Origin of the sequence: Dokdonella ginsengisoli (genome assembly GCF_042652785.1) — a bacterium.
GTDB lineage: Bacteria > Pseudomonadota > Gammaproteobacteria > Xanthomonadales > Rhodanobacteraceae > Dokdonella_A > Dokdonella_A ginsengisoli.
In genome coordinates, this window is the sequence record NZ_JBHSHD010000004.1 from 1 (window position 1) to 21618 (window position 21618).

Sequence of the window (21618 nt, forward strand, 5' to 3'; positions counted from 1 at the left end):
CGCGCGCGGCGGCCGTTCGGCCGACGCGGACGGGCGCGGCGGAGGCGCCGGCTCGGGTAGCGACGACGACGGCGACGGCTCGGCGACCGGCGCGGCCGGCGGCGCGGCGTCGATCAGCCGCACCTGCAGCACGTCGGTCGGCTCGGCGCGGACCCAGGGCCGGCGCTCGCCCGCCAGCGGACGCATGACCGAATCGAGCGCGACGAGGAAGGCGAGATTGAGCAGCAGCGCGACCGCGACGGCGACGCGACGGCGCCAGCGTTCGTCGGCGTCGACGCGTACGGCGGAGAGGGTCATTGCGCCGGTTCGCAGCCGCCGGCTTCGGCGCGCTGCTGTCGGCGGTGCGCGATCGCCTCGTGATCGGCCAGGCCGATCCACTTGAGGTACTTGCCGGCGACCTGGTCGCCGAGCGATTCGTCCTTGCTGAAGGCACCGGCGAAGCGCGTCTTCTTGCAGTCGATCGGATTGCCGCGCTTCTCGATCTCGGCCCAGCGCGCCTTCGCCGCTTCGCGCGGGCTGGCCGGCTTCTCCGCCGGCGCGACGGCGGGGGCACCGGCGCCGAGCCGCACGGAGCCGTCCGGATTGAACAGCTGCGGCGCCTGTACGCCGGCGCTGCCGATGCGCGCGTTCGGCTCGACCGGTTCGGCCTGGCGCGGCGGCGGCGGCGTGGTGCGGACTTTCGGCGGTTCGATCGCGATGCGGCTCGCGCGGCGCACGATCTCCGGCGGCTCGGGTTCCGGCGGCGGCGGAGGCGGTGGCGGCTCCGGCTCGATCAGGACCACGTGGATCGCGGTGTCGCGCCTGGGCAGCTGGCGATACGGCTTCATGCCGAGGCCGAAGCCGACCAGCTCGAGCACCGTGACCAGCAGCGCGAGCAGGCCGCCGAGCAGGAACCGGCGGCGATCGCGTACGGGGTTGGCCCAGCGCAGGCTGCGCTGCCAGGGCAGGCCATCCGTGCGGAAGCGCAAGGCTCCCGGTTCGGCCAGCGACGGCGCCTGGGCTTGCGTTCGCGACGACGGCATCGGTGGTGGCGGGGTTGAATGATGCGATGCCACGGATGTCGGCGTTGGGGCAAAGCGGCGAGAATAGTGAAACGTCGCTAAAGGGCGGTTAAATCGCGCCGGCGGCGCCGTCGTGCGAGGCGAGCCGGCGATGTTCCAGCCAGTCGGCGGCGCGTTCGGCGACGCTGGCCGCACCGCGGCCGAACAGCGGCCCGAGGTGACCGGCTCCGGCGACGCGCTCGAAGTCCGCGTCGAGGCGGATCGCCAGCGCGCGGCTGAGCGGCGGCGGCACGTCCTCGTCGCGCTCGCCGGCGAGCACCAGGGTCGCGCACGGCGGCGCCGTCGCCGCGGCGGCTTCGGCTTCGTCGAGCACCGCGCCCGATTCGTCGCGCCAGCGCCGGAACGCGTACACGCAGGCCGCGTCGTCGGCATCGGCCATCGCGCGCCGGGTGCCGCCGAGCGAACGTTCGCGTCCCCAAGGAATGACCGCCGGGCGCGGCTGCGGACGCGGCGCGCGCGGCACCAGCGGGTTGACCAGGATCAGCGCCTGCGCGCCGGCGGTTTCCGCCGCGGCGAGCGCCAGCGAGCCGCCGAGGCTGGCGCCGAGCAGCGCCAGTGGCGCGCCGACGCCGCGGCACCACTGCACGACCTGCTCGAGGTAATCGGCGTAGCGCGTCGCCGCCAGGCCGGCGGCGGCGGGCTGCAGGTCCGGCGCGATCACGCCGTGGCCGCGCGCGGCGAACACGCGCGCCCAGATCGCCCATTCCCAGCCGCCGCCACCGGCGCCGTGCACGCAGACGATCGTGCACGGCGCGGTGCGCGGGGAGCTTTCGCGCATGGTCCGGTTCCGCAACGCCCCTCGCGGGGCTTTCGCGGCCGATTATGCCGGCCGCGCGCCGGCGGCGCCGGCTCAGGTGTCCAGGCGCGTGTCGAAACCGCTGGCGAACACCAGGTCGCTGTTGGGGAACGGACCGACCACCTCGAACGTGATGCCGGCGGCGCTCTCGCCGCTGGTGCCGCGCTGCGAGCTGAAATAGAAGCGCGTGCCGTCCGGGCTGAAGGCCGGGCCGGTGATCTCCGAATCGTCGTGGCCGGACAGCTGCAGCAGCGGCATCGGCACGCCTTCAGGCGTGATCAGCACCACCTGCAGGTCGTCGCTGTCCTCGGCGACGTAGACGTAGCCGCGGCTGTCGACGACGACGTTGTCCGGCTCGTGCAGCGGCGCGTCGGCGATCAGCGCGGCGTCGTAGAAAATGCCGATGGTGTCGTCCTGCGTGCGGTAGGCCCAGACGCGGTCGTCGCCGGTGGTGGTGAAGTAGACCACGCCGCCGTGGTAGTACATGCCCTCGCCGCGGTTGAAGCGCGCCGTACCGGCGACCTGGTTGCGCGTGGGCGTGTCGAGCGCGCCCGGATTCGGATTCGGCACCGCGTGCCAGACGACGCTCTGGCGTCCGCTGGTCGGATCACCGAGCACTTCGGCCACCTCGAGCAGGCCGGCGGAAAGGTCCGGATAGGTGCCCGGCGTGAAGCGGTAGAAGCCGCTGTCGCCCTTGTCCTCGGTCAGGTACAGGCGCAGGTTCACCGGATCGACGCAGGCCGCCTCGTGCGCGAACGTGCCCAGCGCCGGCCGCGCCGTGCCCTGGCCGGCGGCGAACGGATCGCACTCCCACACCAGGCCCTGGTCGTGCTCCTCGCACGACAGCCAGGTGTTCCACGGCGTCCAGCCGCCGGCGCAGTTCTGGCTGGTGCCCGACAGGATGCGGTAGGCGTCGACGACGTTGCCCTGCGCGTCGAACCTGAGCGCGCCGACGCCGCCGGTCAGCGGCGCCACTTCGCTGTTACTGACGTAGATCCAGCCGCCTTCCGGCACGGCGTAGGTGGCGCCGCCGTCCGGCGCCGGATGCCACGCGTAGCTGCCGCCGTCGACCGGCGCCTGGCTGGAGCGCGCGACGATGCGCGAGGAGAATCCGGCCGGCAGGCGCACGCCGTTCTCGTCCGGCGGCAGCAGGCCGCCGCCGAGCGCCTCGAAGAAGCGGTTGCGGCGAACGGCGTCGCCCATGCCGCTGAGCGCGCGCGTGGCCTGGTTGACGCCGGCCAGCACCTGGCCGCCGACGGCGAGCATGCCGGCGCCGGCAAGCGCCTGGCCGAGGAAACGGCGGCGCGAGAGTTGCGGGGATACGGATTGCGAGCTGGCTTTGCGCATCGGAGCTGGCCTGGCGGGAAAGGGATTTCCACGCTAGTGCCCGCGCATGAAACGGCGACGACGAACGCGCGAAATTTCCGCGGCGCGGCTTGCGCGCTGCGCCTTGACCCTCCCTGCCGATCGCGCAAGGCTAGGGCCGTCGTTCACTCCGTCACTCCTCCTCGCGCCGCGGACGGATCGACTCCGCCGCGACCGCATCGGGATCGGATGGGGCCTGCGACGACGGCCATACGGCGATCACGAAAACGCCGCGCCGCCCTGCCCTGACGACACGGACGAAGTCCCTCCACGGACGGACCACTCGACGCAGCACGGGAGGATCGACATGCCTTACAGCACCGACGGCATCCGCAACATCGCACTCGCAGGCCAGGCGAGCGCCGGCAAAACCACGCTGTTCGAAGCCCTGCTGCATGCCGGCGGCGCGATCCAGACGGCAGGCTCGGTCGAACGCGGCAACACCGTGTCCGACTACGACCCGATGGAAAAGGAGCGCAAGCACTCGATGGGCAGCTCGATCGCCTCGATCGACCTCGGCGACGTGCACGTCAACCTGATCGACACGCCCGGACTGCCCGAATTCCGCGGCCCGACCCTGTCCGCGATGGCCGCGGTGGAGACCTGCGCGATCGTCGTCGACGCGGCGGCCGGCATCGCGCACGCCACGCGGCGCATGATGGACCGCGCGCGCCAGCGCAACCTCTGCCGCGTGCTGGTCGTCAACAAGATCGACCAGGCCGGCGTCGACCTCGAAGGCATGGTCGAGGCGCTGCGCGACGAGTTCGGCAGCGAATGCCTGCCGATCAACCTGCCGGCGAACGGCGGCAGCGCGGTGGTCGACTGCTTCTTCCAGCCGAACGGCGAGGCGGACTTCTCGTCGGTCTCGGCGGCGCACCAGCACATCATCGACCAGGTCGTCGAGATCAACGAGACGGTCATGGGCCACTACCTCGACGACGGCGAATCCGGCCTGTCCGGCCAGGAGCTGCACGACGCGTTCGAGCAGTGCCTGCGCGAAGGCCACCTGGTGCCGATCTGCTTCGTCTCCGCGCGCAGCGGCGCCGGCGTGAAGGAACTGCTCAACCTCGTCGCGCGACTGCTGCCGAACCCGAAGGAAGGCAATCCGCCCGAATTCCTCAAGGGCGGCGGCGCCGCCGCGCAGCCGATCCAGGCGCTGCCCGACCCGGACCGGCACGTGATCGCCGACGTGTTCAAGATCGTCAACGATCCGTTCGTCGGCAAGCTGAGCGCGTTCCGCGTCTACCAGGGCACGGTGCGGCGCGACACGCAGCTGTTCGTCGACGACGGCAAGAAGCCGTTCAAGGTCGGCCACCTGTTCAAGCTGCGCGGCAAGGACCACGTCGAGATCGAGCAGGCGATCCCCGGCGACATCGCCGCAGTCGCCAAGATCGAGGAGATCCACTTCGACGCCGTCCTGCACGACTCGCACGACGAGGACCAGATCCACTTGAAGCCGCTCGACTTCCCGCTGCCGATGTTCGGCCTCGCCGTGACGCCCGCGCACAAGGGCCAGGAGCAGAAGCTGGCGACCGCGCTGGCGCGCCTGGGCGAGGAAGATCCGTGCTTCCGCATCGAGCACAACAAGGAACTCAACGAGACGATCATCCGCGGCCTGTCGGACCTGCATCTGAAGCTGATGCTCGAGCGCATGAAGGAACGCTACGGCGTCGAGGTGACGACACGGCCGCCGCGCATCGCCTACCGCGAGACGATCGCGGCGCGGGCCGAAGGTCATCACCGCCACAAGAAACAGACCGGCGGCGCCGGCCAGTTCGGCGAGGTGTTCCTGCGCATCGAGCCGCTGCCGCGCGGCGCCGGCTTCGAGTTCGCCGACGAGGTCAAGGGCGGCACGATCCCGGGCCAGTTCATCCCCGCCGTCGAGAAGGGCGTGCGCCAGGTGCTCGAACAGGGCGCGATCGCCGGCTACCAGCTGCAGGACGTGCGCGTGGTCGTCTACGACGGCAAGTACCATCCGGTCGACTCGAAGGAAGTCGCCTTCGTCAGCGCCGGCAAGAAGGCCTTCCTCGACGCGATCACGAAGGCGCGCCCGCAGGTGCTCGAACCGATCGTCAATCTCGACGTGTTCGTGCCCGACGCGCACATGGGCGACGTCACCGGCGGACTGTCGTCCAAGCGCGCGCGCATCAACGGCACCGATTCGCTGCGCGGCGGCGAGATCATCATCAAGGCGCAGGTGCCGCTGGCCGAGGTCGCCGACTACCAGACCGAACTCAAGGCGATGACCGGCGGCCAGGGCCGCTACGCGATCGAGTTCAGCCACTACGAGCCGGTGCCCGCGCAGGTGCAGAAGCAGCTGACCGACGCCTACAAGCCGCACGTCGAGGACGACTGAACGCGTCCGGTGCGATGGCGCGGCGACCCCGGCGGCGCGTAAGCTCGACGGTTTCCAACCGCCGGGAGTCATCGCGCATGAACCTTCACATCTCGCTGCAACCGCTGATCGCGCTGATCGCCGGCATCCTGATCCTGGTGATGCCGCGCCTGCTGAACTACGTGGTCGCGCTGTACCTGATCGCGATCGGCGTGATCGGGTTGTTGCGCCTGGGCTGAGCGGCGCGCTGCGCTGCGCCACCTCTCCCGCTCGCGGGAGAGGTGGACCTCGCTTCGCTCTAGGGCAACGGCGGCAGCACCGGCTTGAAGTCCGGATACGGCGGCGCCTTGTACGTCGCCGGCGGATGCTCGGCCAGCGCCTTCAGCAGGTACTCGACGCCGCGTTCGAGCTGGGGATCGTGCCCGGCGCGCTCCGCCTGCGGGTCGTCGTCGACTTCGATGTCGGGCGCGACGCCGCGGTTCTCGACTTCCCACTCGCCGACCAGGCCGGACAGTGCCAGGCGCGGCGCGGTCACGCGGCCGCCGTCGATCAGGCTCGGCTCGCCATAGATGCCGATCAGGCCGCCCCAGGTGCGCTTGCCGATCAGCGGCCCAAGGCCTGTGCGCTTGAAGTACCACGGCAGCGCGTCGCCGCCGGAACCGGCGAACTCGTTGATCAGCATCGCCTTCGGCCCGAAGATCGCCTGCGACGGCCACAGCGTCGTGGCGCCTTCGCGCGTCGTCGCCAGCGTCATCGGCTGCCGGCGCAGCACGTCGATGACGTAGTCGGCCAGCGAGCCGCCGCGGTTGTAGCGTTCGTCGATCAGCACGCCCTGCTTGTCGGTCTGCGCGAAGAAGTAGCGGTTGAAGCTGGTCAGGCCGGCGGTCGCGGTGTCGGGCAGGTGCACGTAGGCCAGGCGTCCGCCGCTGAGCCGGTCGACCTTGCGCCGGTTCGCCTCGACCCAGGCGCGATGGCGCAGGCCGCGCTCGTCCGCGATCGGCACCACCGTCACCTCGCGCGCGCCGGTGCCGCCGGCATCGCGCGCGATGCGCAGCACGGTCTGCTTGCCGGCGGTTTCCTCGAACAGCGCGTAGACGTCGTCGCCGGCGCCGAGTTCGCGTCCGTTGACCGCCAGCAGATAGTCGCCGGCCTCGACGTTCACGCCGGGCTGGGTCAGCGGCGCGGTCAGGTCCGGGTTCCAGTTCTCGCCGTCGTAGACCCTGGCGAAGCGGTAGCGCCCGTGCTCGATGGCGTAGTCGGCGCCGAGCAGGCCGATGCCGATCGTGCGCTCGTCCGCCGGCGGCGGCGACAGCACGAAGACGTGGCCGGCCGACAGGTAGGACAGCATCCGGCGCAGCAGCACGTCGAGGTCCTCGCGGCTGCCGATGCCGGCGAGGTACGGCTCGAAGCGCTTCTGCGCGGCGTCCAGGTCGTAGCCGTGGTGACGCGGGTCGTAGAAGAAGTCGCGCTCGGCACGCCACACCTCGCGGTAGATCTGCGCCCATTCCGCGCGCGGATCGACGCGCACCTGCATCGCGTCGGCGGCGATCGCGCCCTCGTCCGCCTTCGGCGCGGCGTCGGTCTTGGCGATGTGCCAGCGGACCCCTCCCTCCCAACGCGGCGGGCCCACGAAACCGTCGTCGATGCGTGCGCCGGCGGATTGCGCATAGAGCATCTTGCGGCCGTCGAGGGACACGCTGAAATGCACGACCTGGTCGAGCAGCTTGTCGGTCTTGCGCGAGTCGAGGCTGAACTTGCGCACCGTGACCGGCTGATTCTTGATGTCGTCCTCGATGCCCTCGGCGATCTGCGGCGCCTGCGACAGGAACAGTTCGCCGCTGCGGCCGGCCTGGAGGCCGATGTAGTTCGCGCTCTCGACCGGCAGGCTCAGCGTGCGCTGCGGCAGGCCCTCGAAGTCGATGGCGACGCGCACGGGCGCCGGCGCCCCCTTCTCTTCCGGCTTGCTCTCGGCGCCATCGCTGCGCGCGCCGGCGTCCTCGTCGCTCTGCGGCGCCAGCGGCGACGGCAGGTCCTTGCGCAGCACGGCGACATAGACGGAACGGGTGACCGGGTGCGCCTGGCTGCTGAGGTCGAGCCAGCCCGGCGTCAGGCCCATGTCGGTGCTGGCGGTGAAGTAGAGATACTTGCCGTTCTTGTCGAAGGCGGGATAGCGGCAATCGCTCATGCCGTCGCTGACCTGGGTCGTCTTGCCGCTGTCGAGCGAGTGGACGAACACCGCGTATAGATGATTGGGCAGCTGCTTGGTGTAGGCGAGCCAGCGGCCGTCCGGCGACCAGGCCGGATCGAAGCTCTGGGTCGGCTGGTCGAACGCATCGGTGTCGATCCGGCGCGGCGTCGGCCGGTCCAGCTCCACCAGCCACAGGTTCAGGCGCTTGTCGCTGTAGGCGATGCGCTTGCCGTCCGGCGACCACAGCGGCGCGTAGAAGAACGACGGCGGATCGCCGAGCGCGATCGCGCGCGCTTCACCGAGCCCGTTCTGCGCGCGCACGTGCAGGGCGTACTCACCGGCGGCGTCGGAGAAGTAGGCGATCGAGCGGCCGTCGGGCGACCAGGCCGGATCGCGTTCCGCCGCGCCCGGCGTCCGCGTCAGGTTGCGCACGTCGCCCTTCTCGGCCGGCACGCTGAGGATTTCGCCGCGCGCCTCGAACACGGCGCGCGCGCCGGTCGGCGACAGCGCCGCCTTGGCGACGCGGTCGCCGACGTTTTCGTAGCGCGGTGCGAGGCGCGCGCCGTCGGCGGCGAGGTGCACCTGGATCGATCGCTGCGTGTTCGTCGCCGGGTCGAACAGGTGCAGCGCGCCCATCTGCGAATAGACGATCGCGCCCGCTCCGGCCGTCGCCGAGTCGATCGGAAAGCCGTCGTTCCTCAGCACCTGCGCGACCTGCGCGGTCTTGGTGTCGTAGGCGTACAGCGTACTGGGGCCGGCGCGGTCGGACAGGAAATAGACGGTGTCGCCGATCCACATCGGATTGCGGTCGGTGGCGTTCTCGTGCGGCACGCGCACGATCGAGGAATCGGACAGGCGCGCGATCCAGATCGGCGAGGTCTGGCCGCCGCGGTAGGCGTTCCAGTCGGGCTGCGACTGCGGATGCGGCGTGTACGCGATCGCCGAACCGTCCGGCGAATAGGCACCGCCGTCGGCGCGCTCGAGCGGCAGCACGGTCTGCGGACCGCCGGCGAGCGGCACCGTGTAGAACTGGCGCATCCCGTTCGGCGTGGCGCGGTTCGAGGCGAACAGCACGCGCGCACCGTCGGGACTCCAACCGACCACCCGGTCGTCGCCGGGATGCCAGGTCAGCCGCTTCGGCTCGCCGCCGTCCGCGTCGACGACGTAGACGTCGGTGTTGCCGCCGACGCGTGCGCTGTAGGCGACGCGACGGCCGTCCGGCGAGAAATGCGGACGGCTGGCACGGCCCTGCGCACGCACCAGCATGCGCGCCTCGCCGCCTTCGCGCGGCGCGATCCACAAATCGTCGGCGTAGGCGAATACGAGCCGGCTCTGCGAGATCGTCGGTGTCTGCAGCAGCAGCGCGGGCGCGGCCTGCACGCCGCCACAGGCGAACAGCGCGGACAGCGCGAGAAAAGTTCTACGCGACATGCGGACGCTCCGCTGCAGGAGTTGGCGAAACGACTGGATCGTCCGGTGCGACACGGGTCTTGCGCACATGCCGGAAGTCCCGGCCGTATGATGCGGTTCTACAAGGAATGGAATGTTCATCGCTTCGGGTCGGCTGGTGGAAACGCGGGTGGGTAACGGCCTCGTCGCTAGGCCGGAAAGGAAGATCCGGCCTCGCGACGACCGGCTTGCGCTCGGCGCTCGATGCCCTGTTGAATGGCACCGAACAGTGCGAGCCGATGCTCGCTGCGGCGCGCGCGGATGACGGCTGTGCACATTCTCAATGCCCTGTCGATCGGCGCGACGCTCGGCCTGACCGCACTCGCCGCCGCTCTCGCCTTCGCTTCGCGCACCCGCGTGTCAGGCTATCTGGCCGGATTTTTCGCATGCGTCACTCTCGACAGCCTGTTCGGCGGAATTCCGTTCGCGCTCCGCGAATGGCTGTCCGAAGACGCCCTGCGCTGGTTTCGCGTCGTGGTGGTGCCCAACGCCTATCTGCTCGGGCCGCTGCTGTACGGCTACGCCAAGGCACTGACTTCGGCGGGGCCGGGTGTCCAGGTGCGGCGCGATCTCCGGCATGCGCTGCCCTGCACCGTCGTACTGGCCCTCTCGCTCGGCAACGCACTGGCCGCGTTCGACCGCTCGCCGATCGGCCGCATGCTGGTCCAGCTCACCCTGCACGCCTGGGTACTGCAGGGCGTGCCCTACCTCGTGCTGGCCGCGCGCCGGACCTACACGGCGCGGCCGCTGCTGGAACAGGTCAACGCCGACGAAGCCGCGCTGCACCTGGCCTGGCTGCGCCGGCTGGTCGCCGTGATCGGCGCGATGTGGCTGCTCGAGGCGATCGACCGCATCCCGCGCGTGGCGGGCCTGGCCGGATACGAAGGGTTCAACCTGGCGCTGGCCTGGCTGACCTTCGGCGCGCTGTTCCTGCTGGCCTGGTTCGCGCTGCGGCAGCGCGTGCTGATCCCGCCCGAGGTGACCGAGTCGCTGCCGACCGGCGAGGAGGGCGCGGTCGCGCGCTACGAACGATCCGGCCTCGACCCGGCGCAGTGCGCACGCATCGCCGACGAACTCGCGCAGCTGATGCGCAGCGGGCACCTGTACGCCGACAGCCGCTTCGACTTGCGCGAACTGAGCCGGCGCAGCGGCTGGCCGCCGAGCTACATTTCGCAGGCGCTCAACCAGGGCCTGCGACAGAACTTCTTCGAGTTCGTGAACGGCTTCCGCATCGCCGCCGCGCAGCGATGCCTGGCCGATCCGGACGATCGCAGGACCACCCTGGACATCGCCCTGGCTTGCGGCTTCGGCAGCAAGTCGACCTTCAACGCCGTGTTCAAGCGTATGTCCGGAATGACGCCGCGCGAATTCCGCCGCGGCGCTTCGTCCCGCTGAGGCGGACCCGGCCGCGGCCGCCGTGCGGCGAGCTGCGGCGTTCGGCGAAGGGACGGTCGGTCGATGCATGAGGTTCTCGGGAAGGGTTTGCGCCGTACGGCGGATCGATGCACCCGCCCGGAACGCAGGCGTGCCGCCAGCGCAGTTGAGGCAATCGCCCCGCGGAAATCGTCCGGACGCATCGGATCGGACGTTTCGGACCTCGAACCGGCCGTCGGACGACGCAGGCCGCCGCTCGCGCAGTCGTGAAAAAGAGTGCCGATCTCCGCAACGGCCCGGACGCATCTCCGGATCGCGACACGGTTCCTGTTATAACTACACAATGCGCACGCCCGACGGTCCGCTCCGCCAACGCCGCATCGTTTCCTCGCCGCTGATCGTCCTGCTGCTGATCGCCGGGACGGCGCAGGCCGGTCGCGTCGCCGTGCAGGTGGACGGAGTCGAAGGACCGCTGCACGACGCCGTCGTCGCCGGCGTGGAGATCAGCCAGTACGGCGAGCGCGACGTGACCGCGGCGCAGGTCCGGCGCCTGTACGACAACACCGAGAACCAGGCGCGCACGGCGCTGGAGCCGTACGGCTATTACGACGCCAAGGTGCAGGGCGAGCTGAAGGAAACCGGCGGCGGCAACTACACCGCGGAGTTGCACGTGACGCCGGGCGAACCGGTGCGCATCAACGCGCTGGACATCCAGCTCGACGGCGACGCCGACGGCCAGAGGGGCGTGCAGAAGGCGGTCGCCGCGTTCGCGCCGGGCAAGGGCCAGGCGCTGGACCACACCGCCTACGAGAAGAGCAAGGCCACGGTGCAGGCCGCGCTGTTCGGCGCCGGCTATCTCGACGCCGAACTCGTCACGCACCAGGTCGAGGTGCAGCGCTCCACCAACAGCGCCGAGATCCATCTCGCCTGGAAGGTCGGCACGCGCTACCGCCTCGGCAAGACCACGTTCGAGGGCGCGCAATTCCCGGACGAATTCCTCGACCGCTACATCCCGTGGCACGAAGGCGATTTCTACACGCAGGAGCAGGTGCTCCTGCTGCAGCAGAAGCTGATCGACGCCGACTACTTCGCCGTCGCGCAGGTGCAGCCGGACACCGAGAACGCGCACGACGGCGTGGTGCCGATCAAGGTCATGCTCGGCCCGGCCAAGCGCACGATCTATACCGCCGGCGTGTTCTTCGGCACCGACACCGGCCCGGGCGTGCGCGGCGGCATCGAGCGGCGCTGGGTCAACCGGCGCGGCCACAAGATGAAGGTCGAGGCGCTGGTCGCCACGCAGCTGAAGACCGCCGCGGCGACCTACACCATTCCGCTGCCCGGCCACGACAACCACAGCCTGAACTTCGGCGCGACCTTCCGCGACGAGGACACCGACACCAGCACGTCGCGGACCTGGGGCCTGGCCGCAACCGACTCGCGCATCTGGCGCGGCTGGACGCGCACGCTCGGCCTGAAGTTCCTGACCGGCAATTTCGAGGTCGCCAACCTGCAGGGCGACACCACCCTGCTCTATCCGGAAGTCTCGCTGTCGCGCAAGCGGGCGGACGATCCGATGTTCGTGCGCAAGGGCTACTCGCTCACGTTCGCCGCGCGCGCCGGCCACGAGTCGCTGCTGTCGGACGTCAGCTTCGCGCAGGTCACGGCGGATGCGAAGTGGATTCGCGGCCTCGGCGAGAAGTCGCGCTTCATCGCGCGCGGCTCGGCCGGCGCGACCTACGTCGGCGACTCCAGCGAACGCGACCGCAACGGCGTTCCCATCAACGGTTTCGACAAGCTGCCGCCGGAGCTGCGCTTCTTCGCCGGCGGCGACCGCTCGATCCGCGGCTACGCCTACCAGACCGTCGGCCCGCCGCTCGGCACCGAGCTGATGCCGATCGCGCAGGCGCGCTGCGACCGGCTGCGCGAGAACAAGAAGAGCTGCAAGAACTTCGTCGTCGGCGGCAAGAACCTGCTCGTCGCCAGCGCCGAATACGAGTACTACTTCAAGCCGAACTGGGGCATCGCCACCTTCGTCGACAGCGGCGACGCGTTCTCCAGCTTCGATTCGTACAAGCAGAAGACCGGCGTCGGCGTCGGCCTGCGCTGGCGTTCGCCGGTCGGCATGATCCGCGCCGACGTCGGCGTGCCGCTGAACAAGGACAAGGACACCAGCTCGTTCGAGCTGCACATCGTGATCGGGCCGGATTTGTGATGCGACCGTCCATGCACGCAAGAATCCAACGGCAGCCGCGCCCGGTGCGCGGCTTCGCGGCGCGCCGGCTGCTGAAATGGCTGGGCATCGGCCTGCTCGTTCTGCTGCTGATCCTCGCGCTCGCGCTGTTCTGGCTGCTGCGCACCGAATCGGGTGCGCGCTTCGCGCTGGCGCGCGCGGTCGGCGCGATGGAAGGCAAGCTCGCGGTGGAGCGTTCGAGCGGGCCGCTGAGCGGACCGCTGACGCTCGAGGGCGTTCGCTACAACGATCCTGCGGTCGGCGTCGACGCCAAACTCGGCCGCGTCCTGCTCGAGCTGAAGCCGCTGGCGCTGCTGTCCAAGCGCGTGCACGTCACCCGCCTGGAAGTCGATCGCCTCGACGTCGCGCTCACCACGCTGCCGCCGAAGCCGGAACCGCCCGCCTCCGAGCCGTTCTCCCTCGCCGCGCCGATCGACGTCCTGCTCGATCGCTTCGCGCTGAAACAGGCGGCGATCAGCCAGGACGGCCAGCCGGTGTTCGCGCTGGACACGCTCGATCTCGGCGCCGAGTGGACCCGGCAGGGCGCGGCGATCAAGCAGCTCGCGCTGCGCGCCCCGGACGGCAGCGTCGACCTGCAGGGCACCATTTCCGCGCTGGCCGGCTATCCCGGCCAGGGCGAGACGACATTCCGCTGGAAGGCCGCCGAGCAGACCATCGCCGGCACGCTGAAGGCGAACGGCGACGGCAAGCAGGCCAAGCTCGACCTGGTCCTCAGCGCACCGACGCCGGCGACGATCGAGGCGGTGCTGACGCAGTCGGACGACTTGCCGTGGACGGCGAAGATCGACGTGCCGCGCTTCGATCCCAACACCATCCAAAAGGATGCCGGCCTGAACGCGCTGGCGCTGTCGCTGCAGGGCTCGGGCGACAAGCGGCGCGGCGACGTGCAGGCCACGCTCGACCTCAACGAACACCGCGTGCTGCTGGCGCCGCTGCGCTACGCGCTCGACGGGCAGAAGCTGAAGATCGAGGCGCTGACCCTGAAGTCGCCGGAAGCCGCCGGTGCGCTGAACGCGAACGGCGAGATCCAGCTCGACGCCAAGCCGGTGTCGGCGAACCTCGCGCTGGACTGGGACGGTGTCGAGCTGCCGGCCGACCTCGCCGGCCAGGCGCTCGCCACGCACGGCAAGCTGAGCTTCGCCGGCAGCGCGGAGCGCTTCCACAGCGACGGCACGCTGTCGATCGGCCCGCCGGGCAAGCTCGCCGACCTCGCACTGAACGTCGACGGCACGCCGGAGACGATCACCTTGAAGCAGCTGGCCCTGGTGCAGTCCGCCAAGGGCGGCGCGAAGGGCGGCCTCGACGCGCAGGGCACGGTCACGCTGAAGCCGGCGATCGGCTGGCAGCTGACCGCGAAGGCGAACCAGCTCGATCCGGGCGCGTTCGCCGCCGAATGGCCCGGCGCGCTGAACTTCGACCTCGCCACCGGCGGCACCATGACCGACAAGGGCCCCGACGCGACGATCAAGCTCGCCGGCCTCGGCGGCACGCTGCGCAAGCGCCCGGTGTCCGGCTCGGCGGATCTTTCGATCAAGCCCGAGTTCGTCGTCGACGGCACGCTCGCGCTGGCCTCCGGCAAGAGCCGCGTCGACGTGACCGGCCGCGGCGGCGCCAACCAGACCGACGCCACCATCAAGCTCGCCGTCGCCTCGCTCGGCGACTGGCTGCCGGACGCCGGCGGCAGCGTCGACGGCGACTTCCGCGTGCAGGGCAAGTGGCCCAAGCTGGCCGTCACCGGCAGCGCGAACGGCAGCGGCATCGCTTCGGGCACCACCCAGGTCGGCTCGCTGCAGCTGCGCGTCGACGTTCCCGAGATCCAGCCGCCGCGCGGCAGCGTCAACCTCAAGGCGGCCAAGGTCGCCGCCGGCGGCCTCGCCTTCGACTCGCTCGACCTCGACGCCGGCGGCACGCAGCAGGCGCACGAACTCAAGCTCGCCGCGACCGGCACGCCGCTGTCGACCGCGCTGGCGCTGTCCGGCGGCGCCAAGGACGACGGCCGCTGGAACGGTACGCTCAAAGCGCTCGACCTCGACATCAAGGACGCGCCCAAGCTCGCGCTCGAGCAGCCCGCGCAGCTCGCCTGGGACGGCAAGCAGTTCAACGCGGGCGAGATCTGCCTCGCCGGCGGCGGGCCGCGGCTGTGCGTGGCCGGCAACGGCGGCGCCGACGGCGCGTTCGCCGCGCGCTATCGCATCGAGCAGCTGCCGCTGGCGCTGATCACCAAGCTCGCCGCACCGGACGCGCCGTTCAAGGCCGACGGCATCATCGGCGGCAGCGGCGACATCCGCGGCGATGCCGGTGGCGGGCTGAACGGCACGGCGACGATCGCCTCGGACAAGGGCAGCGTCGCCTATCCGGACAACGCCACCCAGCCGCTGCTTTCCTATACCGGCTTCGCCGTCGACGCGCGGCTCTCGCCGCAGTCCACGCACGCCACCGTGCGCGCCGCGCTCGACCACGACGGCAAGCTCGACGGCGAGGTCACGCTGAGCGGCGCGCCCGGCTCGGCGCAGGGCCTGTCCGGCCGCGTCGATCTCGCGCTGAACTCGCTCGCCTTCGTCGAGCTGCTGACCGCCGAGGTCGCCAACGTCAAGGGCCGCGTCGCCGCGAACTACACGCTCGGCGGCACCACCGCCGCGCCGCAGCTCAGCGGCGCGCTGACCCTGAAGGAGTTCGCCGCCGAAGTGCCGGCGGCCGGACTCAAGCTGCACGACGGCGACATTTCGGTGAAGGCCACCGACAGCGAGCACTTCGCGCTCGACGGCACGCTCAAGTCCGGCGACGGCACGCTGAAGCTGTCCGGCAGCGGCGGTGTCGGCGCAACCGCGCCGCTGCACGCGACGATCCAGGGCAAGAACTTCCTCGCCGCCGATATCCCGGCCGCGAAGGTGTTCATCTCGCCGGACCTCACCATCGACCGCGACGCCGACCGCCTCAGCGTCGGCGGCACCGTCGAGATCCCCAAGACCGACGTCGACCTCGCCAAGCTGCCCGGCGGCGGCGTCGCCAAGGGTTCGCCGGACGTCGTCATCACCGACGCCGAGCAGCCGGCGCCGGGCAAGCCGCTGCCGGTGGTGGTCGCGGTCACGGTCAAGCTCGGCGACGAGGTGAAGCTCGCCGGCTTCGGTCTCGACGGCAACATCGGCGGCCAGATCAAGATCGACCAGCGTCCGGGCAAGGTCGCCACCGGCACCGGCACCCTCAACGTCGGCGGCACCTACAAGGCCTACGGCCAGGACCTCACGATCGAATCCGGGCGCCTGCTGTTCGCCGGCACCGCGCTCGACAATCCGGGCCTGGACATCCGCGCCGTGCGCACCATCCTCGGCAGCTCGGGGCTGGGCGACGACAACATCAAGGCCGGCCTGATGGTGCGCGGCACCGCCCTGGTGCCGGTGCTGACCGTGTTCTCCGAGCCGGCGATGGAACAGTCCGACGCGCTCTCCTACATCATGACCGGCAAGCCGCTGTCGAGCCTGAAGAGCGGCGAAGGCGACATGGTCGGCACCGCCGCGCGTGCGCTCGGCTCGGCCGGCGGCGACCTGCTCGCCAAGGGCATCGGCGCGCGCATGGGCGTGGACGCCGGCGTGTCGGACAGCAGCGCGCTCGGCGGCAGCGCGTTCACCGTCGGCAAGTACCTTTCGCCGAAGCTGTACCTGAGCTACGGCGTCGGCCTGTTCACGCCGGGCGAAGTCATCACGCTGCGCTACCTGTTCAACAAGCGCTTCAACTTCGAGGCGCAGAACGCCACCACCGGCAACCGCGCCGGCGTGAACTACCGCTACGAGCACTGAGCCTCGTCCTGCCGGGGAAGGACACGGTGAATCGCGAACGCGCCATCGAGCGGCTGCGCGCCGTGCTCGAGCACGAGCAGTACCCGCGCCTGGGCATGCTGCTGATCGTGGCGCTCACCGGCGGCTGCGGCTTTCTCGCCTCGGTGGTGCTGCTGCGCTCGGGCGTCGGCTCGATCGCGCTGCGCTATCCGCTCGCGCTGTGCATCGCCTATGCCGTGTTCCTGCTGCTGCTCTGGCTCTGGCTGCGCACGCGCGCACACGAGCCCTTCGCCGCCGTCGATGCGGACGACGGCGACGCGCCGCCGCCGGAGGGGCAGAGGCCGCGCGTCGACGTCGATTCCTCGCCGCTCGACGTGCTCGGCTATCTCGACGACATCGGCCTGCCGATCGTGATCGGCGTGCTCGTGCTGGCCGCGCTGTTCGCCTCGCTGTGGATCGTCTACGCCGCGCCGGCCCTGCTGGCGGAGCTGCTGTTCGACGCCGTGCTCGCCGCCGGGCTGTACCGCCGGCTGCGCCGGAGCGAGGCGCGGCACTGGCTCGACACCGCCGTGCGGCGCACGTTCGTGCCGTTCGTGCTGATGCTCGCCGGACTGGTCGCGTTCGGCCTCGGCGTGCGCCACGGGTATCCCGACGCGCACTCGATCGGCGAGCTGCTGCGTTCCGCCGCCGCCGGAGCCGCCCGATGAACGATCGCGACACGCCCGCCGCCGCCGATCACGAATCGCGCCTCGCGCGCAGCTGGCGCACGAACGCGTCCGCCTGGACGCGCGCGGTACGCGAGCAGCGCATCGCGAGCCGCCGCGCCGGGACCGATGCGGCCGTCCTCGACGCCGTGCTGGCGACCGGCGCGCGCCGCGTGCTCGACGCCGGCTGCGGCGAAGGCTGGCTGGCGCGTGCACTGGCCGCGAAGGGACTGGACGTGGTCGGCGTCGACGCCAGCGCGGAACTGATCGCCGCGGCGAACGAACTCGGCGGCGCGCGCTTCGCGGTCGCCGGCTACGCCGATCTCGATGACCGCCACGCGCAACTGGGCCGTTTCGACGCGATCGCGTGCAACTTCGCCCTGCTCGGCGAAGACCTGCAAGAACCGCTGCGCGCGCTCGGCCGCCGGCTCGAACCCGAAGGCCGGCTGGTCGTGCAGACCGTGCACCCGTGGACCGCCTGCGGCGACGCGCCCTACGTCGACGGCTGGCGCGTGGAGACGTTCGCCGGCTTCGGCGACCAATTCCGCGAGCCGATGCCGTGGTACTTCCGCACGCTGGCCTCGTGGCTGGCCGCGTTCGCCGCGAGCGGCTACGCCGTCGAGCGCGTCGCCGAACCCGTCGACGCCGCCAGCGGCCGGCCGCTGTCGCTGCTGCTGCAGGCGGCCTTGCAAAGCGAAGGCCGCCGACGATAAGCAGACGCTGATGCCGCCCTGCGCCGACCGGCGTCGGCAGCACGGCCATGGCCGGCGCCTCTGCCGCGGCGACGGCGGTGCCGCGGGCCGCCGCCGATGCGCCGCGGCGCCGAAATCCGACGCGAACCTCCGCGTCGGACTTCGATCCGGTTTCGAGCCTACCGCAGCAACACGGGGACGCCGGCCGCGGTGGTGCCGGCACCGCGCAGCATCCAGTTGCCGCTTATACCGATGCCAAGATCTTCCACCGTGCGGAAGTAAAGGTCCGCTGGCAGCTCCGGCGCACCGGATGGATTTCCTCCGTCGTAGATTCCGAAGTACGAGCGGAAGCGCGGTTCGTCCGTGTCCAGGGCCGCGGGGAACTGCTGGGCTTGATCCATCTCCCGACGGTTGACGATGGCGATGAGCACGTCGCCGCTGCGTGCATCGATGGCAATCGGCGCCGGCAAGGCGATGGCCTGAAAATCTTCGGTTGTCGTCACCTGCTGCTCCCGGACGGAAGCGACCAGGGTCGCGCCGTTCCACGGGTCGCCGTCCGCATCGGTGTACACGAAGACGTCGAAGACGTTGCCCTGACCGACGCGGGACTGCGACGACGACCAGTACACCTGGACTTGCTCGAGCTGCATGGGCAACTGCGCAGCGTCGGGCGTGAAGCGGTTCAGCCAGATGAACTGCCCCCCGCCCGCCCGGCCGATGGAGGCATCGAATACGCCGTCGTCGTACGCGAGCAGGGTTGGACGCGGTTCAAAGCCGTCGGCGAAGACCCTATTCGGTTTCGTGACCGCAAGGTTCACCGGCACGCCAAAAACCGGATGCGCGCTGTCGTTGGTCACCATGCACAACCACGCGGCATGAGTGGTCTCTGCCTCCAGCCCGGTGGCGTCGATGTCGATGCGGATCGACGTTTCCGCGGCGGCGGCGACTTCGCCTTGAAGCGGGCTTGCGCGCAACCAGGACTGATCCGCGGGAGCGGAGCAATCGTCGGCCGCTTCAAAAATCGAGTAGTCCAGGCGGCTGCCGGGCGTGCCTGAGTTGGAGAGGGTCAGCGCCATGCTCGCCGTGCCGCCGGTTTCCACGGTCGCAGCCAGGATTTCCGGCTGCACCTGGCCCGCAGCGGCGACTTCACCGACGGTAAACGTGATGGGCACGACGCTACGCGGGCGCCTCGGGTCGTTGCTGAACACGCACAGGTTGGCCGTGTAGACGCCGTCGCCCAGCTCGGCCGGATCGAGCATGATCTCCAAGGGGCTGCGCTGGTTCGGTCCGAGCACGCCGTTGCTGGTGGGGACCGATAGCCAGGGTATGTCCTGCAAACGGCTGCATGGGCCTGGTTTTGCGATGGACAGACCGAACAGCTCGGCATTGTCCTGCACCCGGCCGACCCGGGTCGATACGCCGGTATCCGTGTCGAAGGTGAAGACGTTGCTGTTTCCGACGGGTCCGTAGGCGGCCCAGTAGAGAATGCCTGTCGAGGCGTCGAAATCCATCCCTTGCGCGAAGTCCGCGTCGAGGCCCGTAGGACCGATCACTGCGGCCTCGGCATTGCGCTTGTCGATAGCGATCAGCACGTCGTCGACGATGTCGATCGCATACAACAACCCGGCGGGGCTGATCGCCAAGTTGACGAGCGCGGGGTAAGGATTCAAATCCGGGCCCGTGACGTAGCCGATACGCGTGGGCGCTCCGGAGTGCCGGTCGATCGCGTAGAGGGCATGGGTTCCACTGCCGTCGTCATAGACGCCCAGCGCATACAGGTTCCCGGTGGTCGGGTCCTGTTTCATGCCGACGAACGTCACTCCCAGCGTCGGGTCGATCTCGCGGATGACGGTCAATGCGCCGTTCGTCGTGTCGATCGTGCCGAAGTAGATCGGATCGAATTGCCCGGCTGCGGTGATCACGTAGACCTTGGTGAAGTCGTCATCGACGAAGGTCGCGGCATAGACGATGGCCGGCCAGGGGCTGGCAACGGCCGTCAGGCTCCCCGGGCGCTCGAGATCGAGCGAAACGAAGTCGAAATGGGTCCAGCTGGTGAAGCCGAATGCCGGGACTCCCGACGCGCCGAACGCCTCGTCATAGGCGACCGCCCACGGCGCGGATGAGGCGGGCCGCGCAGGTGCCTGGCTGCGAGTGGCGAGCACGCTTGCGTCGGGGGCGAGCTTGTGCGGAACGCGCACCGGATGGCGCGGAAAGTGGGCGCGCGAACTGGAGGCTTCGTTGATGCTCCAGGACAGGTCGCTGCCGCCGCTGTTCGTCACCGCCAATTCGCGCACGAGGTAGAAATCACCGGGATTGGCACGTGCGCCGATCGAACCCGGCGCGAGGCCGATTTCCGGCGGGGGAACGACGGTGATGCCTACGTCGGTGCGGGCAAGGTATTCCGTGCGCGGCGTGTACACCCAATCGATCGCCGACTGATCGGCCACGATCGGATCGTCGTAGGAGAACTGCACGAAGTCCCCGAAGTCGCCCTGGATTCCGATCGTCGCGCTGCCGCCGTGATCCCATTCCGGATGCTGCGGATCCTCGAACGTCATTTTTTCGTACTGGAAGGTGAAAGTGCCGTCTTCGCGCAGGATGGCTTCAAAGTTGATCCTGCCGGGCGAACTGACGGTGCCCGCGGCATTCCAATGGCCCCTGTTCCATTGAACAACGACGAACCGGTTGGGGGCTTCGCCCATCGCCTGCCAGTACACGTCGCCATCGTCCGACAGGTCGTCCCAGTAAGGGAAAAGGAACGGTGTCGACAATCCTCCCGTCAGTGGACTGTTGTCGTACCAGGGAAGCGCGGCTCCGAACGATCCGAATGACATCCCGCCTTGGGGTGCGATGCCCAGCAGGTCCAACTGGTAGAAGTCTGCGGAAAGCCCGAAGAAATTGAATTCAAACGGCAGGGTGACGTGGGCGAGATCATCCCATCGCGGATTCAACAGCGTGCCCGTCTGGCGGATATCGATGAACTGGTAGGTTCCAGGCGTGACCGCATAGTCGTCCGGATGGTCCATCGCCAGCCAGATGACCCTGATCGCCTGGCTGGCGGCGGCCGTGACGACATGGTTGTACTGCCGACTCTCGCCGGGGGCCAGCGCGTATTCCTGGTTCTCGAACACGTACGTGGTGGAACCGGCTCCCGTATCGTAGTGCGCAAGCCAATGATTGTTCAGCGTCGTGGACGACTGGTTGGTCATCGTGTAGCAGAAATTGATCCGGTCGCCGGGGTAGACCGTCAGGGTGGTGTCGCTGCCGCACAGCGTCCCGCTGCCGTCATCGATGGCGAGGCCGACGCTGAGGCTGGTACCGGGTCCCCCGCTGGTCTGGCCGCTCACGTCGAGCGTGAGCGGATCGATCTTCCCGATCGGCGGCATCGCCGGACGTTCCGAAATGGATCGGGGATGCGCTCCACTGGGCCGGGCGGACGATTGCGGAGGCTCCGCATGCACCGTTCCGCCCTGGACGACGAACATTCCCGCAAGGCATGACGCAATGACGATGTGACGCATGGCCGATCTTCCTCCCCAAGATGACGAGCAAACCCGGTCCGGCCGCGCCGTGCAGCGGCCGGATGAGGGGAGCGAACCTACTACGGGGTCGGGATCGCGCACCCTCGTC

At 69.9% G+C, this 21618-nt stretch carries 12 protein-coding genes and 1 pseudogene; 7 read left to right on the forward strand and 6 right to left on the reverse strand.

Annotated features, from left to right (window positions below; all coding sequences use genetic code 11):
- From ACFO6Q_RS04255 to ACFO6Q_RS04270, 4 genes and pseudogenes are all read right to left on the reverse strand, one after another.
- A pseudogene (locus ACFO6Q_RS04255) lies at positions 1–297 on the reverse strand (hypothetical protein); the annotation flags it as partial.
- Complete coding sequence (locus tag ACFO6Q_RS04260) at positions 294–1022, reverse strand: hypothetical protein (RefSeq protein WP_380019300.1); 729 nt, start codon at positions 1020–1022, stop codon at positions 294–296. The gene ACFO6Q_RS04260 and the pseudogene ACFO6Q_RS04255, both read right to left, overlap by 4 nt.
- Positions 1023–1110: 88 nt before the next feature.
- A complete protein-coding gene (locus tag ACFO6Q_RS04265; RefSeq protein ID WP_380019301.1) occupies positions 1111–1839 on the reverse strand; it encodes an alpha/beta fold hydrolase in 729 nt (242 codons plus the stop codon).
- Between the two features lie 72 nt (positions 1840–1911).
- The gene (locus tag ACFO6Q_RS04270; RefSeq protein ID WP_380019302.1) at positions 1912–3204 is read right to left on the reverse strand and encodes an alkaline phosphatase PhoX; all 1293 of its coding nucleotides are present in this window, start codon (positions 3202–3204) and stop codon (positions 1912–1914) included.
- Positions 3205–3529: 325 nt separating this feature from the next.
- On the opposite strand from ACFO6Q_RS04270, the gene fusA reads away from it, so the two are divergent.
- Positions 3530–5578, forward strand: coding sequence for an elongation factor G (gene fusA, locus ACFO6Q_RS04275; RefSeq protein WP_380019303.1), 2049 nt, complete (start codon positions 3530–3532; stop codon positions 5576–5578).
- Positions 5579–5655: 77 nt separating this feature from the next.
- Positions 5656–5796, forward strand: coding sequence for a DUF3096 domain-containing protein (locus tag ACFO6Q_RS04280; protein WP_380019304.1), 141 nt, complete (start codon positions 5656–5658; stop codon positions 5794–5796).
- A 59-nt stretch (positions 5797–5855) separates the two neighbouring features.
- On the opposite strand, the gene ACFO6Q_RS04285 is transcribed toward ACFO6Q_RS04280, so the two are convergent.
- Positions 5856–9176 carry a S41 family peptidase gene (locus ACFO6Q_RS04285; RefSeq protein ID WP_380019305.1) on the reverse strand — a complete coding sequence of 1107 codons (3321 nt, stop codon included), beginning with the start codon at positions 9174–9176 and terminating at the stop codon, positions 5856–5858.
- 288 nt (positions 9177–9464) lie between these two features.
- Between ACFO6Q_RS04285 and ACFO6Q_RS04290 the strand changes: the two genes are divergently transcribed.
- The 5 genes from ACFO6Q_RS04290 (at position 9465) to ACFO6Q_RS04310 (ending at position 18009) form a co-directional block, all read left to right on the forward strand.
- The gene (locus tag ACFO6Q_RS04290) at positions 9465–10589 is read left to right on the forward strand and encodes a helix-turn-helix domain-containing protein (protein ID WP_380019306.1); all 1125 of its coding nucleotides are present in this window, start codon (positions 9465–9467) and stop codon (positions 10587–10589) included.
- Between the two features lie 322 nt (positions 10590–10911).
- Positions 10912–12780 carry an autotransporter assembly complex protein TamA gene (locus ACFO6Q_RS04295; protein WP_380019307.1) on the forward strand — a complete coding sequence of 623 codons (1869 nt, stop codon included), beginning with the start codon at positions 10912–10914 and terminating at the stop codon, positions 12778–12780.
- 11 nt (positions 12781–12791) lie between these two features.
- Positions 12792–16613: a translocation/assembly module TamB domain-containing protein gene (locus ACFO6Q_RS04300; RefSeq protein WP_380019308.1), complete on the forward strand. Its 3822-nt coding sequence runs from the start codon at positions 12792–12794 to the stop codon at positions 16611–16613.
- Positions 16614–16639: 26 nt separating this feature from the next.
- Positions 16640–17299 carry a hypothetical protein gene (locus ACFO6Q_RS04305; RefSeq protein ID WP_380019309.1) on the forward strand — a complete coding sequence of 220 codons (660 nt, stop codon included), beginning with the start codon at positions 16640–16642 and terminating at the stop codon, positions 17297–17299.
- Entirely contained in the window at positions 17296–18009 is a 714-nt protein-coding gene (locus ACFO6Q_RS04310) for a class I SAM-dependent methyltransferase (RefSeq protein ID WP_380019311.1), read from the forward strand. Before ACFO6Q_RS04305 ends, ACFO6Q_RS04310 begins: the two co-directional genes overlap by 4 nt.
- A gap of 158 nt (positions 18010–18167) precedes the next feature.
- Here the strand turns inward: ACFO6Q_RS04310 and ACFO6Q_RS04315 are convergent, their stop codons facing one another.
- Positions 18168–21509, reverse strand: coding sequence for an NHL repeat-containing protein (locus ACFO6Q_RS04315; RefSeq protein WP_380019312.1), 3342 nt, complete (start codon positions 21507–21509; stop codon positions 18168–18170).
- Between the last annotated feature and the right edge of the window lie 109 nt (positions 21510–21618).